The following is a 15,807-nucleotide window of genomic DNA, read 5'->3' as shown; positions in this document are numbered from 1 at the left end:
GCTTCATCATCTGCGCCAGCCGCGGATCACTGCATGTCGAGCAGCCGCTCGAGATATTCCTTTTCGAGCGCGGGGCTCAAGGCATCACCGAGGCGTTTGCGGATTGCTTCGAGGATACGGCGCGCGCGCTGGGTGTCGATCTCATCTGGGACCTCGACGGAATCGCCGAAATCCGGGCCGGTGGTCGCCTGAGGGCGACCGAGCGGGTCGCGCCCATTGTTGCTTTGTCGAAAACCCTGTTCGCCGCCGCCCTGCTCGCCGCGCATGGCCTGCTGCAACTGGTTCATCATATCCTGCGCGCCGCGGCGCAGCGCTTCCAGCGCGCGTCCCTGCTCGCCGACGGCCTGCTCGCCTTCGCCTTCCCCAAGCGCACCTTCGGCTTCACCCATGGCTTCGCCGGCTTCACCAAACCCTTCACCCGGCCTGATGCCCAGTCCCTCGAGGCCCTTCATGAGGCTTTCCAGATCCTGCCGTAGCGTGCCCTGACCCTGTTGCAGGCCGCGCATGGCATCGGCGAACTCCTGCGGTGACATGCCCTGACCTTCACCGGGCTGCTGGCCGTTACCCCGGTCCTGCTGCCCCTGTTGCCCCTGCTGACCCTGGCCCTCTTGCCCCTCCCCGTTTCGCTGCCCGCGCTGCATCTGGTCCATGCGGAAGGTTTCGTTCATCAGTTCCTGCTGACGCCGCATCAGATTCCCGAGCTCGTCCATCTGCTGACGCATTTCCGATTGCTGATTGCCGGACTGCCCCTGCTGGGACCGGCCTGCCTGCAGATTGTTCATCATGTTTTCGAGTTGCGAAAGCAGCTCCTGAGCCTGATCGCGGGCCCCGGACCTGGCCAGTTCTTCGATTTGGTCGAGCATCCGATCCAGGTCGTTCTGGTTCAGCATCTGGCTGTTTTCCGGCAATTGCTGCGCCATGTTCGGGTTCTGCTGCGCGCGTTCGGCGAATTCACGGAGGAACTCCTGCATGGCGCTTCGCAACTCGTCCATGAGGCGGGCGATCTCCTCATCGCTTGCGCCTTCCTCCAATGCGTTCTTCAGTGCCTCTTGCGCCTGCCGCAAACGTTTTTCAGCGGCCGTCAGGTCGCCATCTTCGATGATGAGAGCAATCTCCCAGAGGTAGTCCACCACATCTCGGAGCTGGTCGTCTGTTTGGGCCGTTTCCAGCCTTGACCGTGCTGCGGAGATGCCAAGAAACTGAGAGAGGTCTTTCAGGGTTTCTTCGGGCCAGGTCACGACTGCATCCATCATGGCCAGCACGCGGGGCTTCTTGTTGGCATCGAGTGCCAGGGTGCGACGCTGTTCGATCAGAGCTTTGGCGAGCGGGTTGGTGAATGTACGCTCAGGCAGGGTGAAGAGCTTTGCCTCGCTTCGCGCCTCCTGTCCGGCATCGTCCACGGCGCGCAGGCTCATCTTCACGGAACTGCCGGCCCATGGGTGCTCAGTGAGGTCGCGCGAGGTTTTTGCGGCAACGGTGCGGCCATCGCGGCGCGGCAGCGTCAGAGGCAGATCGGGAGCGCTGTAAAGGGGGCGTGCATCGGGAGCATTGTATGCCTGTTCGAACAGGGCTTGTGCTTCCGCCGGTCCATAGTCATCCTCGATTTCATAGGCGAGTTCCAAAGCGCCGTTTACGGCTCGCCTGGGGTCTTCTGCAAAGCGGATTTCCGGCGGATTGTCGGGCGTGACCGAGAAAAGCCAGCCTTCTATCTCCTGACCGTCGCGTTTCAGGCGTAGTTTTCCGTCCTCCGTCAATGTTGCAGTAAATCGCCGGGCGGATGTGTCCACCGACAGAGCTTCGCTCTGGGAAGCGCCCTCCGGGGCGATCGGGCTTTCTGTGTCGTCGGCAGAAAGGTAGGAGAGCGTTTCTGTGCCCGAACCACCGGTGACTCGGAGGGCGAGTATGCTGCCGTGCGGAGCGGTGAAGTGCTCTGTCTCCCGATTGGCTTCGGCCGTCAGGTAGATCGGCGCGCGGCGCGTATAGGTGGGAGGGGTCACCCAGGCGTCAACGCGCGGCGGCACGACTTCGGCGCCGCCATGCGCCCGGAAGGCGTCCAGGAGGCTGCCACCATAGGGGCCGCTGGAGAAGGCTGCCGCGATCACCAGAAGCAGGGCGGCAGCGGCGCGCAGACCCCAGGGATCTCTCTCCGGAACGCCGGTTTTGGGCAGGTCGCCACGGAGATTGACGAGCTTGCCGGCCATTCGTTTTTGGTGCTCTCGCCAAAGCGCTTCGGCAAAACCGTCACGATTTCCTGCAGGGTGATCGGACTGGGCCGCGACAGGTTCATGGGCGAGCTGGTTGGCGCGCTCGATGCGTTTGTCGATCTCTGCGGGCGTCGGGCGTCGGAAGTTTCGCAACGGCCAGAGTGAGGCAACACCAAGCAGTCCGAGACTTGCGACAACGCCGTAGCGCGCAGTGTCGGGCATAAGCCGAAAGAGGCCAAGCCAGGAAATGCTCAGGAACAGGCTGATAACGACCAGAAGAGGCAGGATGCGCGGCCAGAAGCGCTCCATGGTCATGGTGAGGCGCGTGGCAAAACGGGTGCGGGCAAGCCGGATGAAGCGGCTGCGTGTGCGTTCATGCCCAGGGGTTGTTTCAGCCATAGACGCTCTCAGCATGGTGCCGTAGCGCACGTGAATCGCGCGCCCTGTCCTTTACAAGGATAGCAGCAAACCGGGCGAAGGCGAGGCGATACGCGAAATTGTGATCCGCGTATCGTGCCATTTCAATCCGTGAGCCAATCCGGTATCGAATCAAGACCGATCAGCTCTTCATGGCTGGGGCGGGCCCGAATCACATGGAACCGGTCCCCATTCACGAGCACTTCTGGCACCAGTGGGCGCGAATTGTAGGTGCTGGCCTGAACAGCGCCATAGGCGCCCGCGGAGCCAATGGCGATGAGATCGCCTGCTTTGAGCTGTGGAAGCTTGCGGTCGAGTGCGAGATAGTCACCGGTTTCGCAGACCGGGCCCACCACGTCGGCGATCATGCTTCCGGCCTCCTTCCGCGTCTCGGCGACCGGTCGGATGGAATGGAAGGCTTCATAGAGAGTCGGGCGGATGAGGTCGTTCATTGCCGCGTCGACGATGACAAAGTTCTTTGCTTCGCCTTCCTTCACATAGATCACTTCGGAGACGAGAACGCCGGCATTGGCGGCAATCAAACGGCCCGGTTCGAGCATGACCTTGAGGCCGAGCTTCTTCATGTGCTTGCGCACCACTTCGGCATAGGCGGTGGGGAGGGGAGGCTGGTCGCCATCTTCCGCATAGGGGACGCCGAGTCCGCCGCCGAGGTCCACATGTTCAATGGCGTGGCCGTCGGTGCGCAGGGTTTCGGTCAATTCCGTCAGAAGGGCAAACGCGTCGTCGAAGGGCTGCAATTCGGTGATCTGGCTGCCGATATGCATGTCGATGCCGGTCACCTTCACGCCTGGAAGCCCGGCGGCGCGTGCATAGGCGGCTCGCGCATCCTTCCAGCCGATGCCGAACTTGTTCTCCGCCTTGCCGGTGGAGATCTTCTTGTGGGTTTTGGCGTCGACGTCCGGGTTGATGCGCAGCGATATGTTGGCCATGAGCCCCAGGGCGGTGGCGCGGGCAGAAAGCTGCTCAAGCTCGGGCATCGATTCGACGTTGAAGCAGAGAATGCCGGCCTTGAGCGCGAAGTCCATTTCACGCGATGTCTTGCCGACACCGGAAAACAGGATCCTGCCAGCGGGAACGCCGGCGGCCAGCGCACGGCGCAGCTCACCTTCCGAAACGACATCCATACCCGCGCCAAGACGGGCAAGCGTGGTGAGAACAGCCTGGTTGGAATTCGCCTTCATGGCGTAGCAGACAAGCGCTTCAAGGCCTTCGAAAGCTTCCGAAAAGACACGGTAATGGCGTGTCAGCGTTGCCGTTGAATAGCAATAGAACGGTGTGCCAACGGCTTCCGCGATGGCGGGCACCGGCACGTCTTCGGCATAAAGCACGCCGTCACGGTATTCGAAATGATTCACGACATCATACTTTCGGCTGCGCAATGGGACGCGGGCTGACACCGCTATGCGGCGCAAGCTCTTTCTGAACTGCTCTAGAGGAGGCCATCGAGAATGAAGGGGCGGTCTTTAACCGGTTTCTCCGGCGCTGGCGGCACAGGCTGGTCGTTGCGCTCAGCTTCCTTGCGCGCATCCACCGCCGCCTCATAGGGCGAATCAAGCGGTGCCTTGCGCCCACAGGCGGCAAGGCCCAGCGCGAGACCGAGCATGACAAGGGTGAGCGTGCGACGGGCCGTCATGAGCGTTCCATTCCTCGAAAGTGCGTGCGCTGCGTTTTAGCGCTTTTTGCCGGGGGTTGCATCCCGTTTCAAACGTTTCTTCCAGTAACGTATCTGGCGTCGCACCTCGGCAGGTGCCGTTCCTCCGTAGGAGGTCCGGCTCTTGACGGAGTTTCCAACCGAGAGAACCGAGAATACGCCTTCGTTTATCGCCGGATTAATCGCCTGCAGGTCTTCCAGCGCAAGTTTTTCCAGCCCGCACTTCTTTTCCTCGGCAAGCGCCACGGCGCGGCCCGTCACGTGATGGGCTTCACGGAACGGCAGCCCCGCCTCGCGCACCAGCCAATCGGCAAGGTCCGTGGCGGTTGAGAAACCGGCACCAGCGGCTTTTCTCATGGCCTGCGTGTTGATCTCCATGTCGCCGACCATGCCGGTCATTGCTGCGAGCATCAGGTCGAGCGTCTCGGCAGCGTCAAAGACGGCTTCCTTGTCTTCCTGCATATCCTTCGAATAGGCGAGGGGAAGTCCCTTCATCACCGTCAGCAGCGCAATGAGATCGCCGTTGATACGGCCGGTCTTGGCGCGGATCAGCTCGGCCGCGTCCGGGTTCTTCTTCTGCGGCATGATGGAAGAGCCGGTGGAGAAGGAGTCGGACAGGCGCACGAACCCGAACTGCGGGGTTGACCAGATGACGATTTCCTCGGCCAGGCGCGAAAGATGTGTGGCGCAGATGGCCGAGACCGACAGGAATTCAAGAGCGAAATCGCGGTCCGAGACAGTGTCGATGGAATTGCGCGTCGGCTCGCGGAAATCGAGCGCTTCGGCCGTCATTTGCCGGTCGACGGGGAAGCCTGTGCCGGCAAGTGCAGCGACGCCGATCGGGCTCTCGTCGAGGCGTTCGATGGCGTCACGAACACGGGAACGGTCGCGGCCGAACATTTCGACATAGGCCATCATGTGATGGCCGAAGGTGACCGGTTGCGCCGACTGGAGATGCGTGAAGCCCGGCATCACGCTGGCGGCGTGCTCTTCGGCGCGGGTGAGAAACGCTTCGATGAGACCGCCAAGAGCGGCATCGATGCGCTGCAGCTCTTCCTTGACCCAGAGCCGGAAATCGAGCGCCACCTGATCGTTGCGCGAGCGCGCGGTGTGAAGGCGCCCGGCAGCAGGACCAATCAGCTCCGCCAGCCGTGCCTCGACATTCATGTGAATGTCCTCAAGCTGCGCGGAGAAGGTGAATTTTCCGGCCTCGATCTCTGACAGGATCGTGTTCAGCCCGTGAACAATCTTTTTTTCGTCTTCCGCCGAAATTATGCCAGTCTTCGCCAGCATTGCGGCATGGGCCAGACTGCCACGGATGTCCTGGGTATAAAGCTTCCTGTCGAAGCCGATGGATGCGTTGATCGCCTCCATGACGGCATCGGGTCCTGAGGCAAAACGTCCACCCCACATGCGGTTGCTGGCTTGGTCTTCGCTCATCATGATAACCGGGCGCTAGTGTGGAAAAAAGAATGTCGAAGCAGAAACAAAAATTCCCGGCACTCCGTCTGGTCGTCCTGGCTGTTGCTGCGGGCGCCATCGCGGGTGCGATTGCGGTATACGTGAAGGGCGGGCTGGATGGCAACACGGCGGTGACGCCGATTGTTGCCGAGGCCGGCAATGCAGCCTGTTCTGCCAAGCAGGCCAAAGCCAAAACAGTGGGCGATGCGGCAACGGGTCACGTCGCGGCGATGCTTGCAGCCGATCCGCCCCGGTCTCTCAAAAACCTCGGGTTTAACGGACCCGATGGCAACCGGATGACGGTGGCGGATTTTTCGGGTCGGGTAGTGTTGATGAACCTCTGGGCGACATGGTGTACCCCATGCCGGGAGGAAATGCCGGCACTCGACGCGCTGCAGGCCGCAAAGGGTTCCGACAGGTTTGAGGTTGTCGCGGTAAATGTGGATCGTGGCAATGATGAAAAGCCCACGACCTTCCTTCAGGAGACGGGTATCAGATCCCTCTCCTATTACCGGGATGCTTCAATGAAGATCTTCAATGACCTGAAGAGCCAGGGGCTGGCGCTGGGGCTGCCGGTAACATTGCTGATTGGCGAAGACGGTTGTCTGCTGGCGCATATGAACGGCCCCGCGGAATGGGGGAGCCCGGATGCCGAGCGGCTGGTGGAAGCGGCTCTATCGGATTCAGACTAACGCGCACTCGGGGAGCACTGCTCCCCGACATTGCGATGAAGAAGCTGAACGGCTGTCAGGGGTTCCTAGGCCGCTTTGGCTGGCTGATAAATGCAGCCTTCTGCCTGCCCGTCGGCACCCCGTTTCAGTTCAACACGGTGGAGAGCCGGGGATTTTTCCGCGAGTTTGTCGTAGATCCACTTAGCCAGGTTCTCGAGCGAGGGCACGGAGAGGCCTTCGATGTCGTTGAGGTAGGTGTGGTCGAGGATCTTGTGTATCTCGTCGATCTGCTTCTCTACTTCGTAGAGGTTGGCGGCCCAGCCATAGACAGGATCCGGCTCGCCGACGAGATGGACCGAGACCTTGAAGGAATGACCGTGAAGGCCTGAATAGGGCTCCAGTTTGTGTGCTGCCTCGAAGGTGAACTCTTTGTACGTTTCCACTTCCTAAACCCCTGATCTCGAAAATATTTCTTGCTTTTGGGCGTCTGAATTTCCCGTAGTCTACCGCATCGGGAAACGTTTGGACCTGCGACCGTTATGCGAGCCGGCACGCCTGATGTATAGTCCTTTAAGCCTAGAGCTTTGTCATCGGTTGAGTGGTGTGTCAATCGCAGGCGGCATGTGTTGCAAATGAGCCCGCCGTTAACCTGTTGTTTGGTTAGCCGACACTATCATTGGCCGCGTTGGGGTTTACGCCAGTAAAGAGGCACAAAAATGTACAATAAAAAGCTCGCGGGAGGCTGGTTTGCGGTAGCAGCAATTCTGCTCTTCTCGTTTGTCACTCCCGCTTTCGCCCAGGATGCCGCTCTGCCAAAACCGCAGGGCGATGTCATCCTGACGATTGATGGCAATATCGGTGCAACCAATGGTGATGGTGTCGCCGATTTCGATCTGGCAATGCTCGAGGCACTCAAGTCCGCGAAGATCCGGACCAGTACCCCATGGTTCGACGGTGTCGTCGAGTTCGAAGGTGCTTTGCTCTCCGAGCTGATGACCCTCGTCGAGGCGAGTGGTGAAGAGGTGGTTGTTACCGCGCTGAACGATTACCAGGCGCCGGTACCGATCGCAGACTTTGCGGCGCATGGCACGATTCTCGCCTACAAGAGGGATGGGAATTACATGCCGATCAGTGACAAGGGCCCGCTCTTCATCATTTATCCGTATGATTCCGACCCGGAAATCAACACGCAGAAATTCTATTCGCGTTCCGTTTGGCAGGTTCGACGCTTTACCGTCCGGTAGGCGTCTGACAGGCTTTGCCCATGTCGGACCCGGAGACAAGAAAAATGAGGCGCCGCACAGCATCGCGCGTGGTGCAGACAGTGCTGTCCATCGGGATGGTCGCGCTGGCCGTTGCGGCGCTCTACATTTCAGTCCTGGTTTTTCAGCGCCAGGAAGCTCTTACGCAGATCTTTCGCTACAACATTGCCTATAGCGCAAGCCAGGGCATGAACGAACTTCTGCGTTTCCGGCAGAGGTTGACGGCCATGTTGGTCGAGCCGCCGCAGGCCAGCAAGCAGGATGTGGAACTGCGCTACCAGATCATGATGAGCAGGCTCAGCCTCTTTGAGCAGGGCGAGTTTGTGAACTTTGTCTCCGTCATGCCTGAAAACAAGGAGACAGTCGACGAGCTCGCTTCAGCGTTGCGGCAGATCGGTGGCTTCATTGACGACATCGATCAACATGAGAACGCGCAGCTGGCGCTTGACCTCACGGCTCCGCTTGAGAGCAAGATGGTGGCTCTGGCGTCCAAAGCCAACGAGTATGGCGCCACCGCACAGGCCAAGGACCAGGGAGAGCTTCTCAGGCTCCACTGGTTGTTCTCTGCGTTGGCGCTTTCGCTTGTCATCACCGGTTTTATTTTTATAGCGATGCTGAGGTGGCAACACCGGCTGCAAATCAGCGTTCAGCAACGGCTCAAGGCAACCAACGAAGACCTTTTGCGGACAAGTGCGGAACTGAGCGACAGTGCTCAGGCGGCTCGACGTGCCAATGAGGAACTGATCACCCAGAACCTGTTGTTCAACACCGCGCTGAACAACATGTCCCACGGCCTTTGCATGTTCGATGCCGAGGGTCGGCTCATTGTCAGCAATCAGAAAATGGAGCGGATCTACGGACTGACGCAGGAACAGCTCAAACTCGGGACCTCACTGAACGCTCTGATCGGGCATATGGTCGAGGCTGGCGCAAGTGCAGAGGACGAGGCGGAGCAGCTTGCGCATTTGCAATCGCGGCTCATTGAGCAGAACCGTTCAGACACACTCACCCAGGAACTGCGAGACGGCCGCACGATCCTGATTTCGCATCAGCCGATGCGGGGCGGCGGCTGGGTGGCCACCTACGAAGACATTACCGAACGCCACAAGGCGCAGGCCCAGGTGGCCTATATGGCCCGACACGATACGCTTACTGACCTGCCAAACCGCCTGATGATGCGCGAGCAACTGGAGGAGATACTCGTCAGCAGCAACGAACGTGGCCTGTCCACGGCGGTCATGTGCGTCGATCTCGACAATTTCAAAAGCATCAACGACACGCTCGGGCATCCCGTCGGTGATGCATTGCTCCGAGCGGTGGCGGGACGGATCCGCAATACGGTGCGTGAAGCGGATGCGGTTGCGCGCCTTGGTGGTGACGAATTCGTCGTGGTGCAGGGCAACATTGAAAAGCCAGAGCAGGCGAGCAGTCTTGCCAAGCGCCTCATCGATGCACTCGACGAACCCTACATCATTGAAGGACACCAGGTGCTGACCGGCGCGAGCGTCGGCATCGCCGTCGCCGCACCGGGACGTGAGGCGGCGGACGACCTGCTGATGCAGGCCGATGTGGCGCTTTATCAGGCCAAGGGTGACGGTCGCGGTGTGTTCCGCTTCTATGAGGAGGGGATGAACAAGCGTCTTCAGCGACGCCGAGCGCTCGAGGCAGAACTTCGATCAGCCAATCTGGACGAGCAGTTTCATCTGGTTTTTCAGCCGATCATCGGTCTGGGCACAAACAAGGTGACGACGTTTGAGGCGCTGTTGCGATGGACACATCCGGTTCATGGCTCCGTTCCGCCGGACGAATTCATCGGAATTGCGGAAGATACCGGTGCAATTGTCCAGTTGGGCGAATGGGTTTTGCGGCAGGTTTGTCTGGAAATGAAGTCGTTGCCCGATGACATCAGCATTGCTGCCAATCTATCTCCCATGCAGTTCAAACGGGATGATATCGTCGAAACCGTAGCGCGTGTGCTTGTTGACACCGACACGCCGGCGAACCGACTCGAACTCGAGATCACAGAAACTCTGCTGCTTGAAGACAATCGGAAACTGCATACGGATCTCCGGCGCCTTCGCCAGCTCGGCACGCGGATATCACTCGACGATTTCGGCACCGGGTATTCATCGCTCAGCTACCTGCAGAAGTTTGCTTTCGACAAAGTGAAGATCGACAGGCTTTTCATCAAGGAAATCACCAAAAGCGCGGATCAGGCCGCCATCGTGCAGACCATCGTCAATCTGGCTTTCACGCTTGGCATGACAACAGTCGTTGAAGGTGTCGAAATGGAAGAGCAATTGCGCATTATCCGTGCAATGGGATGCGATGAGGCGCAGGGCAACCTCTTCAGCAAGCCGATCCTCGCCAAGGACATTCCCGCATTCCTCGACGAACACAAACGCAGACGCTACGCAGCCTGAAGCGTCGCTGGCGCGCAAAATGCCGCTATTCGTTTCTCGCACGTTCCCGGAACAGGCGACGGATGACCTTGCCGGTCGTTGTCAAAGGCATTGATTCCACGAAGGCAATTTCTCGGGGGTATTCATGGGCTGAAAGACGCTCTCTGACCCACAGCCGGATTTCATCCGCCAGCGCGTCGCTGGGCTCTATGCCGTCGTGCAGAACGATGTAGGCCTTGACGATCTCGGTTCGCACGGAATCCGGCTTGCCCACGGCGGCGGCAAGCGCGACCTTGGGGTGAGCGGTCAGGCAGTCCTCGATCTCGGTCGGCCCGATGCGGTATCCAGCCGATGTGATGACGTCGTCGTCGCGCCCCACGAAATGGAAGTACCCGTCCTCGTCGCGAACACCCTGATCGCCTGTGGTCATCCAGTCTCCGACGAATTTCTGACGGGTTGCCGCTTCATTTTCCCAGTATCCGAGAAACATCACCGGGTCGGGCCGCAGAACGGCAATATCGCCGGCCTCACCATCGCGAACAGGTCTGCCCTGATCATCGATGATTGCAACGCGATGGCCGGGAACGGGAAGGCCGATGGCACCGGGTTTGCCAGCCCCCAGCGCATGACAGGACGAAAGGACCAGATTGCATTCGGTCTGACCGTAAAACTCGTTGATGTGAAGCCCCAGTTCGCCGCGGGCCCACTCGAAGGTCTCTCGACCCAGAGCTTCTCCGCCGGAGCCGATGGTGCGCAACGGGAGTTCGAAACGTTTCCGAATGCCTGAGACCGCCTTGAGCATGCGCAGCGCGGTCGGAGGGATGAAGGCGTTGCGCACTTTCATCTTCTCCATGAGGCCGAGGGCTGTTTGTGGGTCGAATTTTTCGAACCGCGCCGCTACCACCGGAGTACCGAGATAGAGCCCGGGTAAGAGGACGTTGAGAAGACCGCCTGCCCAGGCCCAGTCGGCGGGTGTCCACAGAAGATCGTGGTTCCGGGGCAGGAACTCGTGGTGAAACTGGACGCCGGGCAGGTGTCCGAGCAGAACGCGATGCCCGTGCAGAGCACCTTTCGGTGGGCCGGTGGTGCCGGATGTGAAGATCATCATCGCCGGGTCGTCAGGGCCGGTGCTGGCAGGGGCAAAGGGACCGGGATTGTCTGCAATCAGCTTGTGAAAATCCTCAGCTCCACCCCCAGCGCCATCCACGCAGATGGCCAACTGCAGCGCAGGCAGTCGATCGCGTATGCGCGCGACTTTCGCGAGGCCGTCGCCGGTGGTGATGACGGCCGCCGCTCCTGCACTGAAAAGCCGGTATTCGAGAGCTTCCGGGCCAAAAAGGAGGGCGAGCGGTACGGCAATAGCACCGAGCTTGTAGATGGCAGCGTGGGCAATCGCAGTCTCGAAGGATTGTGGCAACAGGAGCGCTACCCGGTCCCCCCGCCTTATTCCGGCTGTTGCAAGACCGGCCGCCAGGCCATCCGATCGGGCCGCAAGGTCTCCATAGGTCAGTGTTGCTGGGCTGGCGCTGCTGCGATGTTCGAAGAGCGCAATACGCTCAGGCGCACGCAGAGCCCATGCATTCGAGATTGCGACACCGATGTTGAAAGTCTCGGGAATGCTCCAGCGGAACTCATCGTAAAGCTGTCGATAGCTTTCGCGCCGTTCAAGCATGGCCGTGCTGTTCCTCCCCCTGTCCTGCACCGCAATGCTTCGGGGAAGTGGTGCCCCTGGCCGGACTCGAACCAGCACTCCTTGCGGAACTCGATTTTGAGTCGAGCGCGTCTACCAATTCCGCCACAGGGGCCCGCCGCGAACGGCCGGACAGGTTGCGGACTATACGGGGAAGCGGGCTTCCGTCAACACTTCAGGTCGCAAATCCTCACGCTTGTCGCGTCTTTCACCATCGCCGTTGCGCCAGGCTCCGGCAGCGGTTAGACAAAACACCTCATTGAGGGCCTCCCATGCTTCGCAAACTCTATGACTGGACCATGTCGCTCGCTGCCACACGGCATGCGGAGAAGGCACTTGGATCCGTGTCTTTCATTGAAAGTTCGGTCTTCCCCATTCCGCCGGATGTGCTGTTGATCCCAATGGTGCTGTCGGAGCGCGCGAAATGGCTTCGCTATGCGTTGATCTGTACGGTGAGTTCCGTCCTTGGTGCGCTTCTCGGATATGCAATTGGCGCCTTTCTTTACGAGACGGTCGGGCAGCCGATCCTGGCCTTCTACGGCAAGGAAAATGCTTTTGAGCAGGTGGCCGGCTGGTATAATGAGTGGGGCGGCTGGGGGGTGCTTTTTGCTGCCGTCACGCCGTTCCCCTACAAGGTGCTGACGATTTTCTCCGGCGCCACTGGTCTCAATCTTCTGGTGTTCGTCGTCGTCTCGGTGCTCGGTCGCGGGCTTCGCTTTTTCCTGGTTTCATGGCTGCTCTACAAGTTCGGAGCGCCGATTCGGACATTTATCGAGAAGAACCTTGGCCTTCTTTTCACCCTTTTCATGGTTTTGCTGATCGGCGGCTTCGTTGCCATTCGATACGTTTTCTAGAGGCCCCTGATGTCCCTTACTGCTCCCACCGGTGCTACACAAACCCTGAGCGCCGGACTGCTTGTTTTCGGTCTGGCCGCAACCGTGGGCATAGCGCTCGGCTTCGAGCATATCGGTGGCTACCTTCCCTGCATGCTGTGCCTTGAGCAACGTACGCCTTACTATATTGGCGTGCCGCTGATGCTGCTTGCGCTTCTGGCGTCATGGCTGAAGGCGCCTCCGCTCATCACGCGCGGGCTGTTGCTGATCGGTGGTGCACTGATGCTCTATGGAATGGCGCTGGGTATCTACCATTCCGGGGTGGAGTGGAAATGGTGGGAAGGCCCGGCCGACTGCGGCGCCGGTGCTGCCAGCCAGAACCTCGGCGGCAATCTGCTCGACCAGTTGAATGCGGTGATTCCCCCATCCTGCAGCGAAGCAGCGGGGCGTTTTCTGGGGCTTTCATTTGCTGGCTGGAACGTGCTTGTGAGCGCTTTTTGGGCCTTCGTGGCACTGCGGGCGGCATTCAAGCGCTAGAACGTTTCATTCTTCGTGGAATGTTTTAGGGGGCCCGCTCCCTGTTACGGCTCGAGCTCGACATCCCAGTAGAGATAATCCATCCAGCTTTCGTGCAGATAGTTGGGTGGGAAGAGCCGGCCATTATTGTGCAGATCCTGCACGGTCGGCCGGAAGGGCTTTTGCTGTGGCCACATCTTTGCACGGGAAGGCATGACGCCGCCCTTTTTGAGATTGCAGGGGGAGCAGGCCGCTACGACATTGTCCCAGGACGTGACTCCACCCAGACGGCGCGGGATGACATGGTCGAAGGTCAGGTCTTCGCGAGTGCCACAATATTGACACTGGAAACGGTCGCGCAGAAACACGTTGAAACGCGTAAAGGCGGGGTAACGCGACGGTTTAATGTAGGTTTTGAGACTGATAACGCTCGGCAGTCTCATCGTGAAGGAGGGTGATGAAACCTGCTGGTCGTATTCGGCAACAATGTTGACCCGGTCGAGGAAGACCGCCTTGATGGCGTCCTGCCACGACCACAGTGACAAGGGATAGTAACTGAGCGGTCTGTAGTCCGCATTCAGCACCAGAGCAGGCATGCTGTCTGGCGAAGCCGCGATCGTCACGTCCTTGAAGCTCCTTCAACTGACCAAGTCGATCGATGCGGATACTGTAAGCCCGCCGTGACAGGAATGTGAAGCGCATATTTTGCTTTATGACACCTCAAACAACTGGATTTTCGCAGTTTTTTGCTCCTGTCAGGGCAATGGAGCCGCTTCTCCGCCCTTCATCTGCCGATAATAGGCCCAAAACAGGCGGGCGGCGACGGCCCGAAGCGGCGTCCATGATTCGGCCAGCTCTGTCAGGCGCTTCGCATCGGGCCGGGCCGGCAGCGCCAGGGCATCGGCCACGGCGGCTTGCAGAGCCACATCGCCGGCGGGAAACACATCAGGATGACCCGCACAGACGAGAAGATAGACCTGTGCTGTCCAGGGGCCGATGCCATGGATCGACGTCAGGCGGGCAACGGCTTCCTCGGCCTCGAACGCGCAGAGTGTCTCAAGGTCGAGATCATCCTCGATGATAGCCCGCGCGAGCGCGACAATGGTACGCTGCTTGGCGCGTGAAAGGCCGGCGGCGACCAGAGGGTCTTCACCCGCTGCGAGAATGGAGGCCGGCGTAAGCGGGTCGATCAGTCCCGTCAGCCGGGCTTCAATGGCATTGGCGCTGGCACGAGAAACCTGCTGGCCTATGACGATGGAAACAAGGCTCGCAAAGCCGGGTGCGGTGCGTCGCAAAGGAACACTGCCGGCACGGTCGCGCACAGACTGAAGGCGGGAATCGAGCGCGACAAGGTCCCCGAGGGCTCGCAGAATGTCCGCATCCGTGTCTATGCGTTTCATTGTATCAGTGTAGCCTGTTCTTGTCGGGCGCGGAAGAAAGCCGTAGCAATCGTCTCATGCTTACCGCAACCCGATTCAAGCATCACTCATGACGTGTCCCGTCTTTCGGTTCGCGCCGAGCCCGAACGGCCAGCTCCATCTTGGTCATGCCTATTCCGCGCTCCTTAATCAGGAAATGGCACGGGAGGCTGGCGGGCGTTTCCTCGTGAGGATGGAAGACATCGACGTCACACGCTGTACGCCGGAGCTGGAACGCGGTGTGTTGCGCGATCTTGCATGGCTCGGTCTTGGTTGGGAGGAGCCGGTGCGTCGACAGTCGGAGCATTTTGACGATTACCGTGCCGCGCTCGATCGGCTCATCGATGCGGATCTGGTCTATCCGGCGTTCATGACCCGGGGAGAGGTGCGGGCGCGCATAGCCGAGCATGAAGCCGGTGGCGAACGTTGGCCGCGCGACCCGGACGGAGCGCCGATCTATCCTGGAGAAGACCGCCATATGAGCTCACGGGAGCGCCAGGCTCTGATCGATGAGGGGGCGCCGTACGCATGGCGGCTCGACATGTCCTCGGCCATCGCGCATGTCGGGGGCACGCTATGTTGGGACGAGACAGGTCAGGGCCCGGAAGGAGAAACGGGACAGGTCCAGGCAAAGCCCGAGAACTGGGGCGACGTGGTGATCGGGCGGAAGGAAATCCCGGCAAGTTATCATCTATCGGTTGTGGTCGACGACGCGCTGCAGGGCGTCACCGATGTGGTGCGCGGGCGTGACCTGTTCCATTCGACCGCCGTGCATCGTGTACTTCAGGAACTGTTGGGTTTGCCGGTGCCGCACTACCATCATCATGACCTCATTCTGGACGATGATGGGCGCAAGCTCTCCAAGAGCCGTGGCGATACCAGCCTTGCGGCATTGCGCGACAGCGGTGCAACGCCGGACGATATCGCGCGAATGATCGGGGCGCCTAGCTCAGCCGTCTAAGAAGCGCCTTGGCCATGACCAGAATCAGCAGCACCGCAAAGGCACCACCCAAACCGGCGAGGGCGCCTTCGGTAAGGCTTGAGAAACGAATCCCGTTCCGGTTGGCCAGATGGACGGTGCCGAAGAACGCAATTGCTATGATCATGGCGGTGCCCATAGCACCGAAGCCGTCTTCCTTCAGAGCCGCGTTGAGACCGAGCGACAGGAGATAGGCGATCATCGTGACCGCCACGACCGCGAAGATCAGCCAGCTCGTATCCAGTTTCATCAGCATTTGTGTACTCCCGGCTGCGCCATGGA

General features: G+C 59.9%; 15 protein-coding genes and 1 tRNA gene. 6 read left to right on the top strand and 10 right to left on the bottom strand.

What is annotated here, in order from left to right:
• Positions 1–26: 26 nt before the first annotated feature.
• The 4 genes from HF949_RS00250 to argH form a co-directional block, all read right to left on the bottom strand.
• Entirely contained in the window at positions 27–2,603 is a 2,577-nt protein-coding gene (locus tag HF949_RS00250; protein WP_292897480.1) for a TIGR02302 family protein, read from the bottom strand.
• 122 nt (positions 2,604–2,725) lie between these two features.
• On the bottom strand, positions 2,726–3,997 hold the full coding sequence (gene lysA, locus HF949_RS00245) for a diaminopimelate decarboxylase (RefSeq protein WP_292897478.1): 1,272 nt from the start codon (positions 3,995–3,997) through the stop codon (positions 2,726–2,728).
• 74 nt (positions 3,998–4,071) lie between these two features.
• Entirely contained in the window at positions 4,072–4,275 is a 204-nt protein-coding gene (gene lptM / locus HF949_RS00240; RefSeq protein ID WP_292897476.1) for an LPS translocon maturation chaperone LptM, read from the bottom strand.
• 36 nt (positions 4,276–4,311) lie between these two features.
• Entirely contained in the window at positions 4,312–5,733 is a 1,422-nt protein-coding gene (argH, locus tag HF949_RS00235) for an argininosuccinate lyase (RefSeq protein WP_292897474.1), read from the bottom strand.
• Positions 5,734–5,765: 32 nt separating this feature from the next.
• Here argH and tlpA point away from each other — a divergent pair, with 32 nt between their 5' ends.
• Positions 5,766–6,446: a thiol:disulfide interchange protein TlpA gene (gene tlpA, locus HF949_RS00230; RefSeq protein WP_292897472.1), complete on the top strand. Its 681-nt coding sequence runs from the start codon at positions 5,766–5,768 to the stop codon at positions 6,444–6,446.
• 65 nt (positions 6,447–6,511) lie between these two features.
• Here the strand turns inward: tlpA and HF949_RS00225 are convergent, their stop codons facing one another.
• Positions 6,512–6,868 (bottom strand): 6-pyruvoyl trahydropterin synthase family protein, encoded by a 357-nt coding sequence (locus HF949_RS00225; RefSeq protein WP_292897470.1) that lies wholly within the window; start codon positions 6,866–6,868, stop codon positions 6,512–6,514.
• Between the two features lie 273 nt (positions 6,869–7,141).
• Between HF949_RS00225 and HF949_RS00220 the strand changes: the two genes are divergently transcribed.
• Both HF949_RS00220 and HF949_RS00215 read left to right on the top strand, forming a co-directional pair.
• Entirely contained in the window at positions 7,142–7,669 is a 528-nt protein-coding gene (locus HF949_RS00220) for an oxidoreductase (protein ID WP_292897468.1), read from the top strand.
• A gap of 44 nt (positions 7,670–7,713) precedes the next feature.
• On the top strand, positions 7,714–10,110 hold the full coding sequence (locus HF949_RS00215; protein WP_292897466.1) for a putative bifunctional diguanylate cyclase/phosphodiesterase: 2,397 nt from the start codon (positions 7,714–7,716) through the stop codon (positions 10,108–10,110).
• A gap of 25 nt (positions 10,111–10,135) precedes the next feature.
• On the opposite strand, the gene HF949_RS00210 is transcribed toward HF949_RS00215, so the two are convergent.
• Complete coding sequence (locus tag HF949_RS00210) at positions 10,136–11,761, bottom strand: AMP-binding protein (protein ID WP_292897464.1); 1,626 nt, start codon at positions 11,759–11,761, stop codon at positions 10,136–10,138.
• A gap of 48 nt (positions 11,762–11,809) precedes the next feature.
• A tRNA-Leu gene (locus tag HF949_RS00205) sits at positions 11,810–11,894 on the bottom strand.
• 157 nt (positions 11,895–12,051) lie between these two features.
• On the opposite strand from HF949_RS00205, the gene HF949_RS00200 reads away from it, so the two are divergent.
• Positions 12,052–12,633, top strand: a complete 582-nt coding sequence (locus tag HF949_RS00200) for a YqaA family protein (RefSeq protein ID WP_292897462.1) — start codon at positions 12,052–12,054, stop codon at positions 12,631–12,633.
• Between the two features lie 9 nt (positions 12,634–12,642).
• Positions 12,643–13,149 (top strand): disulfide bond formation protein B, encoded by a 507-nt coding sequence (locus HF949_RS00195; protein WP_292897460.1) that lies wholly within the window; start codon positions 12,643–12,645, stop codon positions 13,147–13,149.
• A gap of 44 nt (positions 13,150–13,193) precedes the next feature.
• Here the strand turns inward: HF949_RS00195 and HF949_RS00190 are convergent, their stop codons facing one another.
• Both HF949_RS00190 and HF949_RS00185 read right to left on the bottom strand, forming a co-directional pair.
• Positions 13,194–13,751 (bottom strand): HNH endonuclease, encoded by a 558-nt coding sequence (locus HF949_RS00190; RefSeq protein WP_292897458.1) that lies wholly within the window; start codon positions 13,749–13,751, stop codon positions 13,194–13,196.
• Positions 13,752–13,883: 132 nt separating this feature from the next.
• A complete protein-coding gene (locus HF949_RS00185; RefSeq protein ID WP_292897456.1) occupies positions 13,884–14,528 on the bottom strand; it encodes a DNA-3-methyladenine glycosylase family protein in 645 nt (214 codons plus the stop codon).
• 88 nt (positions 14,529–14,616) lie between these two features.
• Here HF949_RS00185 and gluQRS point away from each other — a divergent pair, with 88 nt between their 5' ends.
• Positions 14,617–15,507: a tRNA glutamyl-Q(34) synthetase GluQRS gene (gene gluQRS, locus HF949_RS00180; protein WP_292897454.1), complete on the top strand. Its 891-nt coding sequence runs from the start codon at positions 14,617–14,619 to the stop codon at positions 15,505–15,507.
• Here gluQRS and HF949_RS00175 read toward each other — a convergent pair.
• The gene (locus HF949_RS00175) at positions 15,491–15,781 is read right to left on the bottom strand and encodes a hypothetical protein (RefSeq protein WP_292897452.1); all 291 of its coding nucleotides are present in this window, start codon (positions 15,779–15,781) and stop codon (positions 15,491–15,493) included. The genes gluQRS and HF949_RS00175 overlap by 17 nt on opposite strands.
• Positions 15,782–15,807: the final 26 nt, after the last annotated feature.

Source organism: Nitratireductor sp. (assembly GCF_017794765.1).
Lineage (GTDB): Bacteria > Pseudomonadota > Alphaproteobacteria > Rhizobiales > Rhizobiaceae > Nitratireductor.
Note: the sequence above shows the minus strand (reverse complement) of the source record. Positions and strands in the feature narration are given on the sequence as shown.